The organism is Kitasatospora sp. NPDC056651, assembly GCF_042792155.1.
GTDB lineage: Bacteria > Actinomycetota > Actinomycetes > Streptomycetales > Streptomycetaceae > Kitasatospora.
Genome location: NZ_JBHTWX010000030.1, coordinates 18,030 through 35,508, shown reverse-complemented (window position 1 = coordinate 35,508; position 17,479 = coordinate 18,030). Strand labels below are relative to the sequence as shown.

General features: G+C 72.9%; 13 protein-coding genes and 1 pseudogene. 5 read left to right on the top strand and 9 right to left on the bottom strand.

Annotated elements, in window-relative coordinates:
* Nucleotides 1-46 precede the first annotated feature (46 nt).
* The 6 genes from ACFRAR_RS14635 to ACFRAR_RS14610 all read right to left on the bottom strand — a co-directional run bounded on the left by ACFRAR_RS14635 (nucleotide 47) and on the right by ACFRAR_RS14610 (nucleotide 12,267).
* Nucleotides 47-1,345: a coproporphyrinogen-III oxidase family protein gene (locus tag ACFRAR_RS14635; RefSeq protein WP_380698390.1), complete on the bottom strand. Its 1,299-nt coding sequence runs from the start codon at nucleotides 1,343-1,345 to the stop codon at nucleotides 47-49.
* A gap of 65 nt (nucleotides 1,346-1,410) precedes the next feature.
* A complete protein-coding gene (locus tag ACFRAR_RS14630; protein ID WP_380698388.1) occupies nucleotides 1,411-2,916 on the bottom strand; it encodes a radical SAM protein in 1,506 nt (501 codons plus the stop codon).
* Nucleotides 2,917-2,951: 35 nt separating this feature from the next.
* Complete coding sequence (amrS, locus tag ACFRAR_RS14625; protein ID WP_380698386.1) at nucleotides 2,952-4,385, bottom strand: AmmeMemoRadiSam system radical SAM enzyme; 1,434 nt, start codon at nucleotides 4,383-4,385, stop codon at nucleotides 2,952-2,954.
* A gap of 841 nt (nucleotides 4,386-5,226) precedes the next feature.
* The gene (locus ACFRAR_RS14620) at nucleotides 5,227-8,427 is read right to left on the bottom strand and encodes an amidohydrolase family protein (RefSeq protein ID WP_380698384.1); all 3,201 of its coding nucleotides are present in this window, start codon (nucleotides 8,425-8,427) and stop codon (nucleotides 5,227-5,229) included.
* Nucleotides 8,428-8,763: 336 nt separating this feature from the next.
* Nucleotides 8,764-9,306, bottom strand: a complete 543-nt coding sequence (locus ACFRAR_RS14615; RefSeq protein ID WP_380698382.1) for a hypothetical protein — start codon at nucleotides 9,304-9,306, stop codon at nucleotides 8,764-8,766.
* Between the two features lie 699 nt (nucleotides 9,307-10,005).
* Entirely contained in the window at nucleotides 10,006-12,267 is a 2,262-nt protein-coding gene (locus ACFRAR_RS14610) for a tetratricopeptide repeat protein (protein WP_380698380.1), read from the bottom strand.
* 257 nt (nucleotides 12,268-12,524) lie between these two features.
* On the opposite strand from ACFRAR_RS14610, the gene ACFRAR_RS14605 reads away from it, so the two are divergent.
* The 3 genes and pseudogenes from ACFRAR_RS14605 to ACFRAR_RS14595 all read left to right on the top strand — a co-directional run bounded on the left by ACFRAR_RS14605 (nucleotide 12,525) and on the right by ACFRAR_RS14595 (nucleotide 14,299).
* Complete coding sequence (locus tag ACFRAR_RS14605; RefSeq protein WP_380698378.1) at nucleotides 12,525-12,725, top strand: hypothetical protein; 201 nt, start codon at nucleotides 12,525-12,527, stop codon at nucleotides 12,723-12,725.
* 633 nt (nucleotides 12,726-13,358) lie between these two features.
* Nucleotides 13,359-13,709, top strand: a pseudogene (locus ACFRAR_RS14600) (zinc ribbon domain-containing protein); the annotation flags it as partial.
* 68 nt (nucleotides 13,710-13,777) lie between these two features.
* Complete coding sequence (locus ACFRAR_RS14595; RefSeq protein WP_380698376.1) at nucleotides 13,778-14,299, top strand: hypothetical protein; 522 nt, start codon at nucleotides 13,778-13,780, stop codon at nucleotides 14,297-14,299.
* 124 nt (nucleotides 14,300-14,423) lie between these two features.
* Here ACFRAR_RS14595 and ACFRAR_RS14590 read toward each other — a convergent pair whose 3' ends face one another.
* Nucleotides 14,424-14,717 (bottom strand): hypothetical protein, encoded by a 294-nt coding sequence (locus ACFRAR_RS14590; RefSeq protein WP_380698375.1) that lies wholly within the window; start codon nucleotides 14,715-14,717, stop codon nucleotides 14,424-14,426.
* A 451-nt stretch (nucleotides 14,718-15,168) separates the two neighbouring features.
* Here ACFRAR_RS14590 and ACFRAR_RS14585 point away from each other — a divergent pair, with 451 nt between their 5' ends.
* Both ACFRAR_RS14585 and ACFRAR_RS14580 read left to right on the top strand, forming a co-directional pair.
* Complete coding sequence (locus ACFRAR_RS14585; protein ID WP_380698373.1) at nucleotides 15,169-15,795, top strand: hypothetical protein; 627 nt, start codon at nucleotides 15,169-15,171, stop codon at nucleotides 15,793-15,795.
* Between the two features lie 79 nt (nucleotides 15,796-15,874).
* Nucleotides 15,875-16,225, top strand: coding sequence for a hypothetical protein (locus tag ACFRAR_RS14580; protein ID WP_380698372.1), 351 nt, complete (start codon nucleotides 15,875-15,877; stop codon nucleotides 16,223-16,225).
* A 202-nt stretch (nucleotides 16,226-16,427) separates the two neighbouring features.
* Here ACFRAR_RS14580 and ACFRAR_RS14575 read toward each other — a convergent pair whose 3' ends face one another.
* Nucleotides 16,428-16,970, bottom strand: a complete 543-nt coding sequence (locus ACFRAR_RS14575; protein WP_380698370.1) for a GNAT family N-acetyltransferase — start codon at nucleotides 16,968-16,970, stop codon at nucleotides 16,428-16,430.
* A 112-nt stretch (nucleotides 16,971-17,082) separates the two neighbouring features.
* Entirely contained in the window at nucleotides 17,083-17,454 is a 372-nt protein-coding gene (locus tag ACFRAR_RS14570; RefSeq protein WP_380698369.1) for a hypothetical protein, read from the bottom strand.
* Nucleotides 17,455-17,479 lie beyond the last annotated feature (25 nt).

Below are 17,479 nucleotides of genomic sequence, written 5' to 3'. Positions count from 1 at the left end.
CGTGACAATTCGCTCTGCCCTCTCGTCACAACACCCGCCGGTCAGGTCATTCGACGAGTTCCGATATGCCGAACCGTACCTCATCGCCTTCGGCCGGGCTCAGGTCTTCGGGCGCGTAGAACAGCTCGTACACATTGGTCGACAACAGCTGGCCGAGCCTGGTCAGGGCGTACACGTCCGTACCGCGCGGCTCCAGCCAGCCCTTGTCGACGAGCTGTTCGATTTCCGGTCCGAAGACCGTCTCCATGGTGACGCCGAACCGCTGCCGGAAATCCGGCCGGTTGACCTCGCACATCTTGAGGCCGCGGATCATGACGCGGCGCATCTCCTGTTCCTTGGTGAGGTAGGTGGCGAAATCCAGCGGGATCTGACCGCCTTCCACCATCTCGTAGTACTTTTTCAGCGGCTTGACGTTGACGAACAGCCGGTCGTGGATCACGCTCTTCGACGAGACGCCGAATCCGATCATGGGCCAGGTCCGCCAGTAGTACTCCAGGAAGCGCGAGTAGTCGGCGCAGCGGTCCGGGTGGAAGTAGCCGGTCGAGCTGCGCCGGACGAACCCCGCCGCCTCCAGGGCGTCGATGGCGTACTCGTACATGCGCCGCTCGTCCTGGGCCGTGGGGAGCGCCATCCGGCCGGACGTGATGAGCGAGTGGAACGCCGTCTTCGGCCAGATCTCCAGGCCGTAGGCGGTGACGCAGGCCGGTTCGAGTTCGATGGCGCGGTCCACGCTGCGCTTCCAGTCGTCCACGGACTGGTCCGGGAGGGGGAAGATCAGGTCGATGTTGGTGTGGGTGAACCCGCCGTCGACGACGGTGCGGAACGCCCGTTCCGCGGTGGCGCGGTCGTGCGAGCGGTTGCAGATCGCCAGCAGCCGGTCGTCGAAGGCCTGGACGCCGACGCTGAGCCGGGTGAACCCGGCCTCCCGCATGCGTGCGATCTTGGCCTCGTCGACCGTCGAGGGGTCGAACTCCAGGCCGATCTCCGCGCCTTCGTTGAATGCGAACGACTCCCGGCAGGCGTCCAGCAGCCGTGCTGTCTGGTCGCCGGTGAGGATGCCCGGGGTGCCGCCGCCGAAGTACACCGCGTCGACCCGGAACGCGGGGAAGGCGCGGTTGGCGGCGAACGCGCGGACCTCGCGCTCCAGCGCGTCGACGTACTGGGCGAAGTGCTGCTCGTTCCGGTTGACGTAGACCGTGTAGTCGCAGAACCCGCACTTGGTGAGGCAGAACGGGACGTGCAGGTACAGCACCGCGTTCTCGGGGCGGAAGTACTCGTCGTACTCGTGGTGGCGGTACTTGAACGGATAGGTGTGGATGTTCCGCCGGATGATCTTCTCGGCCATCTGCGGTCGCTCCTTCGTCGGGGCCGGCCTGGGGTGGTGGGTGAGGGGTCCGGGGCCGGGGCCCGTCAGCAGAGGACCTGGAACGGTCGGACGTCGGCGGCCTCGTCGAGGGCCGGCCGGTCGTTGGGGACCACCGGGCGTCCGCAGGAGACGAAGAGGTCGTCGTAGCGCGTGCGCGACCGCTCGCGGTAGTCGGCGGCGGACCTCGCCAGCATCGTGACGACCTCTTCGGCGAGCATCAGCTGGTACTGGCAGGACTCGGTGTTGAGCTCGTTCACGTCGCCGGACGCCACGTGGTTCTCCTGCCGGCAGCCACCGCCGCACAGGTAGCGGGCCCAGCAGGACCCGCACACCCGGTGCTCGTCGACGGTGCGCCGCCACTCGGGGTGGTCCCGGGTGAGGCCCTCGGCCCCGGTGCCCACGTCGAAGCCCTGGTCGCCGACCAGGCGGTGGCACGGGCTGATGCTGCCGTCGGGGGAGTGGGTGTAGTACGTCCGGCCGCCCGAGCAGAACGCCAGCGCCGCCGACCCCTCGGTGATCATCTGTACCGTGCGCTCGTACTCCAGCACGCCCTTGAACCGGTTGCCGGCGGCGAACAGCCGCGGGTAGTGCACCAGGAAGTCCTTGAACTGCTCCACGATGCCGGGCTGGAGGAAGTGGTTGATGTACCGGATGCCCCTGGGCTCGGAGAGCTTGCGCTCCCCGAGGGTGAGGGCGATGGGCACCGTGGTGCCCTGCTCCACGGGGTAGACGCCCGGATAGATCTGGAAGTAGTCGAAGAGGTCGAGGTTCCAGAGGTCGAGCACGCTGTCGGTGAGGCTGGGCCGCGCGGTCGCGATGGTCATCCGCGCGACCAGGGTGACGTCGTCGCCGCAGGCCTCGCGAAGCCGGATCAGGTTGCGGACGATCCGGTCGTAGGAGCCCTTCCCGTTCTTGGACGGGCGGTTGGCGTCCTGGACCTCGCGGCCGCCGTCGATCGAGACCGAGACGATGAAGCCGTGGTCCCGGAACAGCTCCTCGACGCCCTGGGGCATCAGGGTGAGGTTGGTCGAGATCCGGTGGACGAACTCGGTGCCCGTGCGTGCGGTGAGGTCGCTGGCGCGCTCGCAGATCCTGCGGATCACCTCGAAGTTGGCCAGCGGCTCCCCGCCGAAGAACTCGAAGCGGACCCGCTGCCCGGACGCGGCGTAGCGGTCGACGAAGTCGAAGATCCAGGCGATCGAGTGCTCGCCCATGGCCGCGGTGATGCGGCCGTAGTCGCCGCCCTCGGCGAAGCAGTAGGTGCAGGCGAGGTTGCACACGTTCGTCAGGTTGACGTTGACCGCGAAGTCGGCGCCGTCCGACAGCGCGCCCTCCCGCAGGCGGACGCGGTTGGCCTCGCGGCCGGACTCGGCGCCCGCCAGCAGCCTCTCCCACGCCCGTCGCTCGTCGGGCAGCAGGTTCTCCACGCCGGCCGCCAGCCGCTCGGCGGTGTCCGCCGGGGCGAGCAGCAGCCGGTGGCTCCCGGTGATCAGGACGGCCGAGGTGTCGTCGCTGAACGGCAGGACGCGGTAGTCGGTCCCGTGCCGCATCGCCGCTCCCTGCTCGGTCGCGTGCGCGGGGCCGGTCATGACCTGGTGCGGGGCTGGAAGAGGGGCAGCGGCGAGACGTCCTCGTTCAGCGTCCCGGCGGAGGCGTCCACGGTCGGGAAGTGGGCGCGGTCGAAGACCTGGTGCAGGCTGGACGTGCATTGGGAGGGGACGGCCACCTGGACGCCGACCTCGCCCGCCGTGCTCTTGGCGGCGATGTACCGGAAGCTCTCCCGCGGGGCCAGGTCGATGACCTGCCACGACTGCTCCGCGTCCGGGTCGCCGTAGCGGCGGTGGTAGGCCCGAACCGGCGCGTCGGAGGTGTTGCGCACCTGGACGTGCAGGGCGCGGACGTCGCCGTGCCAGTCGAAGCGGGCCAGGTCCAGGCCCTCGGCGGGCAGGTCCGGCACCCGCGTCCGCGACCGGGCGTCGGGCAGCAGGACGATCGAGGCGCGGGCACCGCACCCGGCGCAGGCGCCGTCCCGGTCCAGGCCGACCAGGTCGGCGTTGAGGCCGTACCGGGTGATCTGGAGCAGGCCGCACCGGTGGCACCAGGTGTTGGTCGACTCGGTGTCGTACACGTTCCCCAGGTAGACGTGGTTCAGCCCCATGTCCAGGGCGGTCTTGCGGGCCCGTTCCAGGCGGTCGACCGGGGTGCGGATGGTGTCGGTCATCTTGTAGTCCGGGTGGAAGCGCACGAAGTGCGTGGGCACGTCGGGACTGAGCCGCTCGCCGACGAAGGCCGCCATCTCCCGGGCGGTCTTCTCGTCGTCGCTGAGGTCGGTGACCATCAGCGTGGAGACCTCGACGTGCTTGCCGGCCCGGAACACCTGCTCGGTGCCCTCCAGGACCGGTTCCAGCCAGCCCTTGGTGATCTTCCGGTAGTACTTCGGGTCCAGGGACTTGATCGACACCGAGAAGATGTCGATGACCGGGATCAGTTCCTCGATCGCCTCGCCGCTGATGAAGAACGCGGACTTGTAGAGGTTGACGATTCCGGCCGCCTTGGCGAGGGCCGCCGTCTCGACCACGAACTCGTGCCACACCACCGGGTCGTTGTAGGTCCAGGAGATGACCTTGATGCCGTGCCGGACGGCGATGTCCACGACTTCCTCGGGCGTGTAGCGGTAGACGTCCTTGTCCTCCACGTGGCGCGCCTGCGAGGTCTTCCAGTTGTGGCAGTAGTCGCAGTTCAGCATGCAGCCGACGTTGCCCATGGAGAGGATCCGGGCGCCGGGCGCGTAGTGGAACACCGCCTCGGTCTCGATGGTCTCCTCGGTGGCGTGGACGGAGCGCCCGTAGTTCAGGGTCACCAGACGGCCGTCCCGATTGGCCCGGACCATGCAGAATCCGTGCTGGCCGGGGCGTATCCGGCAGTTCCGGGGACTGAGATGACATCGGACGACGTCGTCGTCCAGACGCTCCTCCAGCCGGGCCGGGCGCGGTTGGTCGTCCCAGGTTCTCTGCGACATGACTGTTCCTTCCGTGCGGTGGTACGGAGGCGACGGGTCGGCGCACGGGTCCTCGGGGGCGGGCCGACCGGTGCGACGCCGTCGGGGGGAAGGGGGGATTCCGGCGCCGTGGTACGGAATGCGGCTCCGGATGCGGCTCCGGATGCGAAGGGCAGGTCGAGGGGCGGATCGAGGGGCGGATCGATGGGTCCCGACCGATGGGGAGGCCGCGTCCGCCCTCGTCTCCCGCTCTCTCCCGGACGAGGGCACCGCCGGGGGGATCGCCTCGCGGAAAGGGCCGGAGTGGAGCGGGAGAACACGGGGAGTCGTGCCGGTTGCCGCGATGAGCTTCACCGGATCCGCGAGTGCCTGTCAAGGAGCGTGCGGAGCACCGGATCCGGCCGGTACCCCGAAGTGGACAGGGTCCTTCGATCCGGTCGGGGCGCGGGTTAGGGCAGCCTCACTTCCGGTGATCTGACGCGTGGCCAGTGGATTTCCCGGCCGAGCGCCGACGTGGGCCCGTCCGGGCGGCGGCGCGGTCCGGACCGTACGTCGCCCAAGGTGGCCGAAAGCCGCCGCTCTCCAGGGGAATAACCAGCCGCCACAGAACGGTTCGCCCGTCGCGGCCACCGCTCGTCCCGCACCGGCCCCAGTGGGGCCGGTCGAACGCTGACAGATCGTCAACTCCCGCCCATGTACAGAGGAGTTCCGCCGGCCCTACGCTGGGTGGCCACGAAGCGCCGCCGGCTCGGGCGAGCGGGCGCGTCGGAGGAACCGGACCAGGGCCGGCCGTCGTCGGGGCGGCCGACGCCCGGGTGGCGGGTCCCGAGATGGACGAAGATCCGGCCACTTCGGCGGGGGCTCAGTGCGGGGCGCAGCAGCCGTCGCGGCGCAGCGCCCGGCCGATCGCGTCCCAGTCCTCGTCCCGGCCCGGCGACCGCTCCGCCGCCGGATCCCGCCCGCGCTCGTCCGTCAGATCGGCGCTCCGGTGGACCACCCCGTCGCGCATCACCCAGGAGGTGCGCGTCAGGTCGGAGAAGTCGTGGAACGGGTCGCCCTCGACCACGGTCAGGTCCGCCAGCTTGCCGGGCTCCACCGTGCCCAGGTCGTCCGCCAGGCCGAACAGCCGGGCCGGGGCCGCCGTGGCCGTGCGCAGCGCCTGGGCCGGGGTCAGGCCCGCGTAGCGGTGCAGGGCGCGCAGGCCGAGGTGCAGGTGGAGGCCGACGGGGGTGAGCGGGGAGTCGGTGCCCAGGGCGAGCGCCCCGCCGTCGGCGAGGATCCTCCGGTAGACGTCCATCTCGATCCGGACGGCCTGCCGCTGGGCCTCCGTGACCGGCGTCGCCGCCCGCCGCCGCACGCCGGCAGCGTCCCAGGGCGGCATCAGCGCGGTCACCCTGGGGTCCCGGGCCAGCTCCGGGTAGTCGCCGAGCAGGTGGTAGGCGGAGAAGGGGGTGACGATGATCGCGAAGTCCCCGCCGCGGTAGATCTCCCGGACGTCCTGGTAGCTGTGCCCCGTGGGGGAGACCACCCGGCCGTACTCCTGGCGCTGCGTCGCCGACAGGTGGGCCGTCAGGTCCTGCCCCACCTGGATCCCGGGTGTCAGCAGGTGGCTGCCGGAGGGCACCCCGAGGCGCTCGTGGGCCGTCCGCGCGGCCTGCGCCATGAACCGGGCGGGCGCCCTCACGTAGGTCTTGACGAAGTCCTGGTCCAGTGCCACCGCGCGCTCCAGGCTGCGCCGCATCCCGTCGTCGGTGCGGTGGGCGCGGCCCATGCTGTACGCGACGCGGCTGCCGTCGAGCAGCTCGCCGGTCGTCAGGAACCGGGGCCCGTCCACCAGCCGGGCGTCGGCGGACTCGCGCAGGCGCGCCTGCTCGTAGGCGAAGCCGCCCATCGAGGCGGTGCCGGTGATCCCGTAGGCGAGCAGCAGTCGGGGCTCGCGGCCGCCGTAGGTGTTCAGGTAGGGGTGGGTGTGGGCGTCCCACAGGCCGGGCAGGACCGTGCAGCCGGTGGCGTCGATCAGCCGCTCGCCCGCGCGGCGGGCACCCGGGCGGTGCGGTTCGACGGCGGTGACGCGGTTGCCGCAGACGACGACGTCGACGTCCTCGCGGAGGTTCTCGCCGGTGCCGTCCCACAGGCGGGCGGCGTGGATGCGGGTGACGTCGGAGCGCGGCGGCCGGGCGCGGGCCGTGCGCAGCGGGACGGGGACGGTGCGCGGGTCGGAGCCGTCGCGGCCGATCAGTCGCAGCCGCCCGTTGGTGAGGTGGAGCAGCCGGGCGGAGTCGCCGGACCAGGACGGGTGGTCGGCCGGCTCGTCGGTGATCCGCCGCGCCTCGCCGCCGGGCGTGCCGTCCGCGGTGACGGGCAGGACCCACAGCGCGGATTCCACGACGAGCGCCAGCCACGCGCCGTCGGGCGACCAGACCGGGCCGCTGTCGCAGCGGTCGGCCACCGAGGTGTCCGGCAGGGGCAGGAAGGAGCGCGCGGAGCCGTCGCGGGTGTCGATCACCCGGATGACGTTGTAGCCCTCGCGGAAGCGGTGGTTGAGACGGTTGCGGTCGCACAGCGCGATGTGGCGGCCGTCGGGGGACCAACTCGGCCTCCCGGGCAGGCCGTTGGCTCCGACAGGGGTCGCGAGGAGGCGCTCGGTCCCGGTGGCGGGGTCGACGAGGAGGAGGTTGCCCAGGACGTCCTGGCAGGCCAGCCGGGTGCCGTCGGGGGAGAGCGCCGGGTTGAACCGGCCGCCGCGGGCGAGGACCGTGTCGGCCTGGTCCCGGAGTGTCAGGCGGTGCACGGCGCCCAGGCCGTCACCGTCCGCGTCCCCGTCGTACACGTACAGGATGTCGCGCCCGTCCCGGCTCCAGGAGGGCATCTGCACGTAGTGGGCGGGGGCCGCCTGGAAGAGCTTGCGCGGCCGCCCTCCGATCGGCATCAGCCACAGCGCGTTGAGCGCGCAGAAGGCGACGGACCGCCCGTCCGGCGAGAGCGCGGGCAGGTGGACGCCGAGGACGTCCCGCTCGGAGGTGGAGTCGAAGTCCCGTGCCTTGCGCCGGTATTCGGGTCTCGGCACCGGGGTGCGCGCGGTGAACGGGATCTGCCGCGCGGTGCCCGGCGCGGGGGAGCGGTCGGTGATCCGGCCGTCGGCGAAGTAGAGGATCCCGCCGTCGGGGGTCCAGCACGGCGGCATGGGTGAGACGTCCTCGTCGCCCGAGACCACCTCGCCGTCGACGGCCAGCGAGGAGGACGCCGACCGGTAGGAGGTCTCGGCGGACGAGTCGGCGACCCACACGTAGGCCAGGCGGCCGTCCCGGGACGCCACGGGGCAGACCACCGTGCCGGTGGTGACGGTGCGTTCGAAGGACACCGGACCGCCGGTGGCCGGTACGGAGGCGATGGTCCGCCCGCCGGCGGCGTCGGACCGGACGAAGAGGACCCGGTCGCCGGCCGGGTGCCACGAGGGGTCGTGGTCCTCGGCCCCCGCCCGGTCGGTCAGCCGGGTCAGCCGGCCGGTGGCGACCTCCACCGTCCACACGTCGTACGAGCTGCCGGCCACCGCGTCGCCCGCGCGTTCGGAGGAGAACGCGAGGTGCCGCCCGTCCGGGGACCAGGACACGCCCCGGTCGTCCCACGGCCCCGAGGTCAGCTGCCGCAGGTCCGACCCGTCCGGCGCCATGGCCCACAGGTGGAAGCCCCCGCCCCGGTACGCGCAGAAGGCGACGGTCGATCCGTCCGGCGACCACACCGGCCGGGTCGGCTCCAGCTCGGGGGCGGTCAGGGCGGTCGCCGTCCCGCCGGCCCGGGGCAGCCCCCACAGCACGCCCTGGACCTCGACGATCAGCCGCTCGCCGTCGGGTGAGAGCGCGATGCCGGCGTTGGTGCCCTCGGTGAACTCCAGCGTCCTCGACCGCGGGCCGGCCTGGGCCCTCGCCCCCTCGGGGCCGGCGGACGCCGCGACCGGGCCGAACGCGGCACCGGCGCCCGCGAGGGCCGCGGCCCCGACGAACCCCCGTCGGCTGAACTCCTGTCGACGACCGTCCCTGAGAAACGACACACCCGCTCCCTTCATGCCACCCGGGACCCCGGCCCGCCGTGCGGGAACCGGGACCGGTTGTGGTGGGCCGCATTCGGCATGTCCATTATCGGTTCGGGCCGGAGCGTGACCGCGCCCCTCGATCCGCCGATGTCGCGGCTCGGTCAACTCGCCGCCGCGAACGGGGAGTCGGTGTCGACGGCCACCCAGGGCCGGGCGTGTCGGCCCGGTCGGCACGGGCGGCTGCCGTTCGTGCGCCGCTCCGTCTCGCGGTCCGGGCCGCGGCGGACACCGGGCCCCCGAGTCGTGCCCTCCGTCCCCGGGCCCGGCCCGGGGAGCCGGCAGCCCCACGGCGACGGGGCGGGGGTGCCGTCAGTCGCGCCCGCGCGGGTCGGCGGCGAGGCGGCCGAGCATCGCCATGACGGTGATCCGGGTGTCCTTGTCGTTCGTCACCGTGCAGTGGGCGTTGATGGCTCGCTCGGCCGGTGCCTCGTCCGGATCGGCCAGACCGATCCCGATCAGGTCGGTGGCGTACTCGCGGCACTGGGAGTAGCTCTCGGCGAGGCTGACCGCCTGGAGGTGGTCGATGCGGCCGGGGTCCTCGGCGCGCAGCCGCGCGGGAGTGGGCGGCGGGCCCAGCTGTTCCCCGATCCACCCCGAGACGGCTTCCCGGGAGGTGCCGCGTGCCAGCCTCGAATCGGTGGCGGCGGTGAGGGCCAGGTGGATGAGGAGCGTGCCGAACCAGGCGGCGGCCTCGGCCGGGGGCGTCTTCGTGCCGGCCGGGGGCATCACGGCCTGGTACAGGGCGGCCGCGTCATCGGCGTGCGCGGCGGCGGCGACGGCCTTCACGGCGTTGCCGAGGGCGGCCTTGTCGATGGTCACGTCGGCGTCCTTCTCGTAGGTGGCAGGCGTCAACTTACCGCTCCGAGAAGGCGAACGGCCGCGGGAGGGCGATTTCTGCCCGGTGCCTGCGGCAGCAGGTTGACCGCTCCGACGGCCGGGCCCCGTGCGCGCCTGCCCTCGGGAGCGGCCCGCGGCGTCCGGGGAACGGCCGCCGGCACGAAGCGTCACCGCTTCCGGTGACGCCGCTCCTGACCGGCAAGGGCGTGACACGGGGGCGTGACACGCCCGAGGCGTAGGACCCGGGCAGGCCGCGCAGGGCACCCGCGACCTGCGCGAATGCCGGAAACCCGCTGTAGTCGGGTGGTGTGCGTGGTGTGCGTGGTGTGCCGCCCGGCCGACGGGGGAGCCTCATCGGCGGGTGGTGGGTTGCCCCTCCGGGTGCCGGTGGGTTCGTTCGCCCCGGCCCCGCCCACCGGACGCGGTTCCGCCGGCAGGGACACGTTCGGGTGACCTTCCCCGGCGCGCCCCTGACCCGCCCACCGCCACCCGACTGCGCCCGGCTGTTGGTGTTCCGCCAACTCCCGGAATTCGCTGGCCTTTTCCGCATGCCGACCACCCGCACCGCAAGCCCGCGCCCTTCCACCCGCGACCGCCTGCTCGCCCTCGGCTCGCTGCCCGTCGCCGCAGGCCGCCCCGGGCAGCGGCTCCTGTCACCCCGGCGCCGCGCGGCGCCGTCGGAGGGTGGCCTGAGCGGCCGTCGGCCGTCCGGATTCAGCGGCGGGTCGGTGACGATCGGCGTGGCGCGGGCGGGCCGGACGTTCTCGTCTCCTGGAGCAGGGATCGGAGGTCCGCCTCCAGGGCGGCGGCGGTGACATCGTCGCCGAGGGCCCGGAACACCTCCACGGCCTTCGCCGCCTCGGCGGTCGCGCCCTCGAAGCGGCCGGCCGAGGCCAGGGCCAGCGAGAGGTTCGCGCGGGCGGTCGCGAGGTCGTGGGTGGCCTCCTCGGCCACGAGGATCTCCACGGCCTGGGCGAACAGGGCGACGGCCTTCTTGGCGGTGCCGCCGGAGCGCGTGATCACGACGCCCCGGTTGATCAGCGTGCCGGCCTTCCTGTAGTGGTCGCCGACCTCGGCGAACAGCTGTGCGGCCCGAGTGAGCGCCCTCAGGGCCTCCTTGGCACGGCCGAGTTCCTCCAGGGCGGGCGCCTTGTCGGCGAGTGCGGAGGCCTCGTTGTGGCGGTCCCCGGCCGCGCGGGCGACGTTCTCGGCCTCGGTGAAGAGCCGCACCGCCTCCTCGGGGCGGCCTCCACCCTGGAGACCGTGGCCGATGTTCAGCAGCGCCTTGGATTCGAGATCGCGGTCCGAGAACTCCCGGGCGGTGGCCAGCGCTTGCCTGCCGGCGGTGACGGCTTCGTCGAACTGCCCGTTGTCGTTGAGCGAGCTGCTGAGATTGGTGTGCGCGATCCCGCCGCAGCGGCGGTCGTCGAGTTCCGCGAAGACGGCCGCCGCCCGGCGGTGCCGGGTGAGGGCTTCGCCGTAACGCCTCAACCTGGCCAGCGCGAGACCGGAGTTGTCCAGCGCCATCGCTTCGCTGTGCCGGTCGCCGGACCTTCGGAAGCTGCGCACGCCCGCCTCGCAGAGCATCAGCCACTCCTCGAAGAGCCGGTGCTTCTCGAAGTAGTCCGGGATGGTGAAGGACACGCGGAAGGCGATCCCGGAGTCCTCGCTGGCCTCGACCATCGCGATCAGGTTCCGGCGCTCGCTCTCCAGCCAGGTGGTGGCCTCGCTCCGGTGCTCGAAGTGCGGCGAGAGCTCGGTGTCGGGCCCCGGCCGGAGGTGGGTCGCCGCGGCGGACACGCAGTGCAGATAGTGCCAGAACAGGCGGTCCCGGGCCTTCGCGCGGTCGTCCGCGTCAGCGGTCTCCCGTCCCAGCTGGTCGGAGTAGATCCGAACCAGGTCGTGCAGGCGCCAGCGGCCCCAGGCCTGGCCGGGTTCCACCAGGTGGGCGCGGGCGAGGTCCTGGAGGAGTGCCTCGGCCTCGTCCGTGTCGACGGACAGGAGGTACCCGGCGGCCTCGGTGGAGAGGTCGGGGCCGGGGTTGGCGGACAGCAGTCGGAACAGCGCGGCCTGTTGCGGCGACAGCTGGCGGTAGGACAGGTCGAAGGCCGCGCGAACGGCGAGGTTCTCGCGGCTGATCCGGTCGAGCCGGTTGCGGGTCGCTTCGAGGGAGTCGGCGAAGGCGCGCAGCGGCTGCCGGGGCGTGTCGGCGAGGATGGCGGCGCAGATCTGCAGCGCCAGCGGGAGGCGTCCGCACAACTCGGCGATCCGCGCGGCGGACCCGGGGTCGTCGTCCACCCGGGTGTCACCCTCGCCCCGGGCCCGTCGCAGGCAGCGGCGGACCAGTTCGGTCGACGCGTCGACGTCGAGCACGTCCAGGTCGTGCAGCCGGGCGTCGATGGCGAGCGTGTGGCGGGACGTCACCAGCGTGTCGGCGGTCCCGTCCGCCGGGAGCAGCGGGGTGACCTGCCACGGGGCGCAGGCGTTGTCGAGGACGATGAGCAGCCGCTGTCCGTGCTCCGCGTAGCAGCTCACCACGGACCGGTAGAGGCGCTCCCGGTCCTGGAGGTCGGGCGGGATGTGCTCGGGCGGGATTCCGAGGGCGCGGAGGAGCCCTTCGAGGGCCTGTGCGGGAGCGACCCGGCGGTCGTCGTCGTAGCCGAGCAGGTCGACGAACAGGGCGCCGCCGGGGAACCAGTCCGGTCGGCGCAGCGCCCGGGTGGCGACCTGGAGGACGAGTTCCGTCTTGCCGACGCCGGCGAGGCCGGCGATCGCGGTGACCAGGACGGGGGAGTGCGGCTGCTCCGGGGCGAGGTCCCGCAGGAGGTCCTCCACCACGTCGTCGCGCCCGGTGAAGGTCGATGTCGGTGAGGGGAGTCCGGACAGGGCCGGCGTGATCCGCGGCGGCAACCGGACGGTGACCTCGCGGCCCTGGACGACAGCGCCGAAGAAGATCCCGTTCTCGATCAGGTTCACCGTCAGCCCCCTCGTGCTGGACGGGACCGGCTGTCGGCCCCGCGCCCTGTCGTCCCCTGGGGAGCATGATACGAGCCCCGCCCGGCCGAGGCGGCCACGGTGCGGTCACGGGAGGCCAGTTGGGCCCTCGTCGAACGCCGGGCCCGCGCGCCGGCGGCCGATCGGACGGATCCGTGACCCGGTGGATCCCGACCGTGGACGGTCCGGCCCCGGGAGCTCCGGCGGCGGTGTCACAGGGGGCCCGTACTGTCCACGGCATGGGAATCGTGATGTTCGTCGACGAGACGACGGCGGGGCACCGGAGCGACGGGTGGGGGCTGGCGCCCGCGGCGTTCGCGGGCAACGGCTTCCTCGTGCTGGTGGGGGACCGGCAGGTCACCGACCCGGAGGAGGAGGTCGAGCTGGTGCTCGGCACCGAGGTCACGTTCCTGAAGCTCGTGCCGCTGGTGGGGGGCTGAGGACGGTGGAGTTCCACGACGTCATGGACCTGCTCCGGCGGCGCGCGGTCACCCCGGCGGAGACGGAGGGGATCGCCGACGGACTGGTGCGGCTGGCGGCCGGTGACGACGAGACGTGGTCCGGCGTGTGGGACGCCGTGCTCGTCGAGGCGCGCAGGATGCCGGCGGAGGCCAGGGGAGCGCTCGCCGACGCGCTGGACGCGCGGCTCCCCACGGAGGGCGCGGCCCGCGGCAACGTGCTGGGCCTGGTCGCCGTCATCGAACGGACCCTGCCGGACCGGCCCGGCAGACGGTCGGCGGAGCGCGGGAAGGTGCTCGACGAGCTCGGCCGGCAGCACAGTCTGTGGTTCGGCCGGCGCTACATCACCCTCGCCGAGGCCGAGCTGGAGGACGGCCGCCCCTTCGCGCCCGAGGTCGTCGCCGTCCTCCGGCGCTCGGCGATGGACGCCTACGGTGACGACCGGGTCCGCGCGCTCGCGAAGCGGCTCACCGAGCCCGTCCTCAACGTCGGCGAGGAGTGGGCCGAGCGGGCGATGCGGGAGGCCGAGGACGTGCCCGGGCTGAAGGCCCTGCTGCGGCACGCGACCACCGCGACGGCGGCCAGGCCCACCCGGGCGTGGGAGCGGCGGGCCGGCACGCTGGTCGAGCAGCTGGGCGCTGGAGTACAAGGCTGTCCTGTACGGGCGCGTGTTCCACCGCGTCGGACGGTTCGAGCCCACGTCTCAGGTCTGCTCGGCCTGCGGCGTCCAGGACGGCCCCAAGCCCCTCAACGTCCGCGAGTGGACATGTAGAGCCTGCGGGACCGTTCTGGACCGGGACATCAACGCGGCGGTCAACGTCGCCAAGGCCGCCGGACTGGCGGTGTCAGCCTGCGGAGCGCGGGTAAGACCGGGACTCGTCCCGGCACAGCGCGAAGAAACAGGAACCCACTCGAAGCCCCGCCCGGTGACCACCGGCAGGCAGGCGGGAATCTCCGTCCTTTAGGGCGGAGAGGATGTCAACCGATCGACACCCCGCAGAACCGGGCGGCCTGTTACGGCGGCGACTACCGGATGCGGCCGTCCGGCGGCGCCGCGCCGGTGGAGCCCCTGCCGATCGCCGACGTTCCGCCGCTCGTCCTGTCCGAGGTCCTGCGCGACGTCGACCTGTTCGTGGGCGTGGCCAGCGTCGGCAACGACCCGACCTGGCAGGACGGCGGGCCCGAGGGCCGCCACCGCGAGTACTGGACCTCGTACGGCTTCGGCGAGCTGAGCCAGAACGCCCAGACCCGCCGGGCGCTGCTGGAGCGGCTGGTCCCCCGGCTGGCGATCGCCGACCGCTGCACCATCGAGGGCCGCTTCCTCCACGTGGCGGGATCGCGCCGCACGTACAGGATCCACCTCGGCTCGGGGAACATCCTGATGACGCCGAACGACCAGTACCTGTGCATCGTCCCCAAGGCCGACCCGGCCGCCCCGCAGGTCGGGTACCTGCCCTTCGAGGGCGACCGCATGACGGCGGTGATCCTCAGCAAGGCCGTGCTGCTGGCCGACGACTCCAGGATCACGGACCCGACGATCCTGAGCCAGCTGTAGGGACCCGAGGCCGGCTCACGGCCGGCGCCCTTTCACGACCGGCGCCGGGCGCATCGCAGGTCGGCGAGGCCGTGGATGAGCCCGGAGCAGGTGTGGGTGGCAGGGAGTCGGCCGGGTGGGGGACTCAGGGAACGTAGAGGCTCTGGGCGCCGGTGGTGATCTCGTCGTCACCGGCGATGATGCGGCCGAGCTCCTCTCCGTCGCAGTCCGGACCCGAATAGAGGGTCGTGGCCGTGTCGGTGTTGTTGTCGACGATGCTGGAGTCCTTCAGGGGGTAGCAGCCGGAGGGGTCCGTGTAGACCTCTTCGTTGTTGACGTAGAGGTTGCCGGTGGCCGCGGCGGCCGGGCCGACGGGCAGGAGCAGGGCGGCAGCGGTCATCAGTGGGACGCCGAGAGCGGCGCGGCAGGTGATTCTCATGCCATGCGCATAGCCATTCCGAGCCGGTGCCGTGGCAGGGACGGGCACAGGTCGCCCCTGGAGGATTGGTCCGATGGGCCGAATGCCGGATGTCGGGCGCGGGATGCCGAGTGCCGGATGGCCCACGGCCGAAGCCGGTGTCGTGCCCCGGGCCGGGCGGGCGACCGGCGGGCCCGGTGCGAGGGCCGGGCCGGCTGCCGGGGTCGGCGGCGAGGCGGTGCCGCCCCTTGCCCGCGTCCGTTCGATGACGGCCTGGCCGGTGGAGGGGCCGAGGAGGAGTCCGATGGGTCGGTGCGGAGGGTCGTTCCCCGGGGCACAGCGTCGGGCCGGGTACGGGTCGGCCGATCGGGTGTGGGGCGCGGGCGGCGCCCGGACCGGCCGTCGGGGAGGTGCGGGATGGTCGCGGAGGCCGCCGGAGGGGATGTCAGGGGCGGCTGCCACACTGGAAGTTGTGGCGGAACAGTATCTTTCGGCGTTCGCGGTCGACGGCGACGCCCTGCTCGCACTGGCGGGCTGCGGGGACGAGGAGTTCGTGCGGCGGGCGCTGGCGCGGATCGGGGAGCCGGGCCGGCGGGAGGAGTTGCTGCGGTGCGCCGATGCGGCGGCGGTGGAGCCCGTGCTGCGCGAGCTCGTCGACGGGCGTGCGGACCTCTTCAGGCCCTCGCGTTACACGGAGTTGCTGGAGCTGGTCGCCCCGCTCGTGGGCGAGCGGCTGGGGGCGGCGGTGCTGCCGGGTCGCGGCTGGGACGGTCTCGACGGGCCGCTGCGGGCCTGGGGCCTGCCCGCTCTGGCCGGCCGGTGGCAGCTCGGCTGGACGTTCCCGTGGCGTGAGGCGTCCGGCCGGTCGCGGCCATGGCCCTTCCCGGTACTCGTCACGAAAGGTGAACTCGACACGGTCTGCGAGGAGTTGCTGCTCTTCGACGCCGACCGGGCGGAGGACTGGCCGGGCGGGGGCGACTGGCACGGGGACGACCTGGAGGAGGCCGTCCGGCTGCTGGAGGAGTGTCTGCCGCCGTGGGCCGACGGCGCCCTCGCCCGCGGACGCGACCTGCTCCTGCTGCGCGACGGCGGCCGGTGACCTCCCGGACCGGGCCGCCGGCTGGGCGAGTCCGCCCGGCCGCCCCGCCACCCCCGGGCCTTCGTCTAGGGTTTCGGGTATGCCGCTCGTCGACGTGACCTATGCGCCCACTGTGCCCGAGCCCTCCCTGCGGGCACTGGGTTCGGTACTGCCGCATCTGGTGTCCCTGGCCGTGGAGTGCCCCGAGGAGCCGTATGACGGCGACTTGCAGCCCGGGGACGTCGAGCTCCGCTTCCGGCCGCTGGGCCCGCTGGACCGCAGCGGGCTGCCCGTGGTGATCGAGATCAAGTCGAAGTGGTTCGCCAGCAGGGCGGCCAACCGCCAGGAGCGCGTGGACACGCTTCACGCGAACATCCACGCCGCGACCGGACTCGCCGACTTCGGCGTCTACCTGTCACTGCCGATCGCCGCCTGGTCCCAGGGGGACTGACCCGCCCACACCCGGCAGCCCCGCCCCGGCCTCACCGCGCCTCGGACGCCCCTCCTCGGGGTGGCCCCGCACCCGCCCAGTGGATCTCCCGGCTGTCCGGCGCCCGCCCAGGGGAACCAGCCGACTCACCGCACCCCGACACGCTGCGCCAGGCCGTTCAGGATGAGGGCGAGGACTGCCTCGAATGCCGACGGCGCCGGAGTCACGTCCTGGGCGGCAGGGCCAGTTCGTAGCGGCTGAGCCAGACCGCCGGGCGGACGTCCTCCGGCCGATCCCCGGGCGGGCCCTCCACCGGCACGTCCCCCCGGTGCACGAACCCCCGGCCCTCGTAGTACGCCCGCAGCCGCTCGTTGTGCCGGACGCAGTCCAGGCGCAGTGCCTCGACGCCCCGCTCCCGGGCCGCCTCACGGGCCCGGTCCAGGATCACCGCGCCGAGCCCCGGCACCCGGCGCCGCACCGCGAGCCGGTGGACGTACCCGGCGGTGTCGCCGAGCTCCGCCCACATCGGGTCGGCCCAGTCCAGGGTGAACGTGCCCGCGGGCTCGCCGTCGACGTCCACCAGCCAGGTCTCGCCGCGGGCGATCGCGCCCTCGATCCAGTCCGCGCCGAAACGCGCCGGCCACTGGCGGACGCCCTTCGTGCCGAGCCAGGCCGCAGCCTCGTCGAGTACGCCCAGCACCTCGTGCGTGTGCTCACCGGCGGCGCGCCGGAAGGCCACGCCGTCTCTGTTCCAGTCGGCTGTCATGATCCGAATTGTCGCAGCCGCCCCGCCGGTACCTGCGGCCCGGGCCCCGATCCGTCGCACGGCGAGGCCCCCAGCGGCTGGTTCGCCGGAAGTCAGCCGCTGAACGACGGGTTCACTCGGCGACACCGGGGAGGGGGCCGAAGACCCTGGACACGCAGGTGTCGAGCTGGTCGCCGAACGCCGCCGCCGAGTCGATACCGGTCGTCGGGAGGGCGCCGGCATCGTCTATGCCCACAAAGTAGTCCACATCGGTCCAACCGCCGCGGTACAGCACGACGTACAGTCCGCCCCCCATGCCGGTGAGGACGACGCCGAAGGAGTCCGGGTCCACCACGACGCTCCGTTCCAGGTAGAGCTGCTGCGGCCACGTCTGCTCTCCGTCGCGCCATGTGACGGGTGCGACCGTCAGCCCGGCATCCTCCCAGCGACCCCTCCGTCGTCCTACCTCAAGGACGGCTTGGTCAAGATCGATCACTCGTTCCATGCGCCGATCATTCCGCATGGCCCGT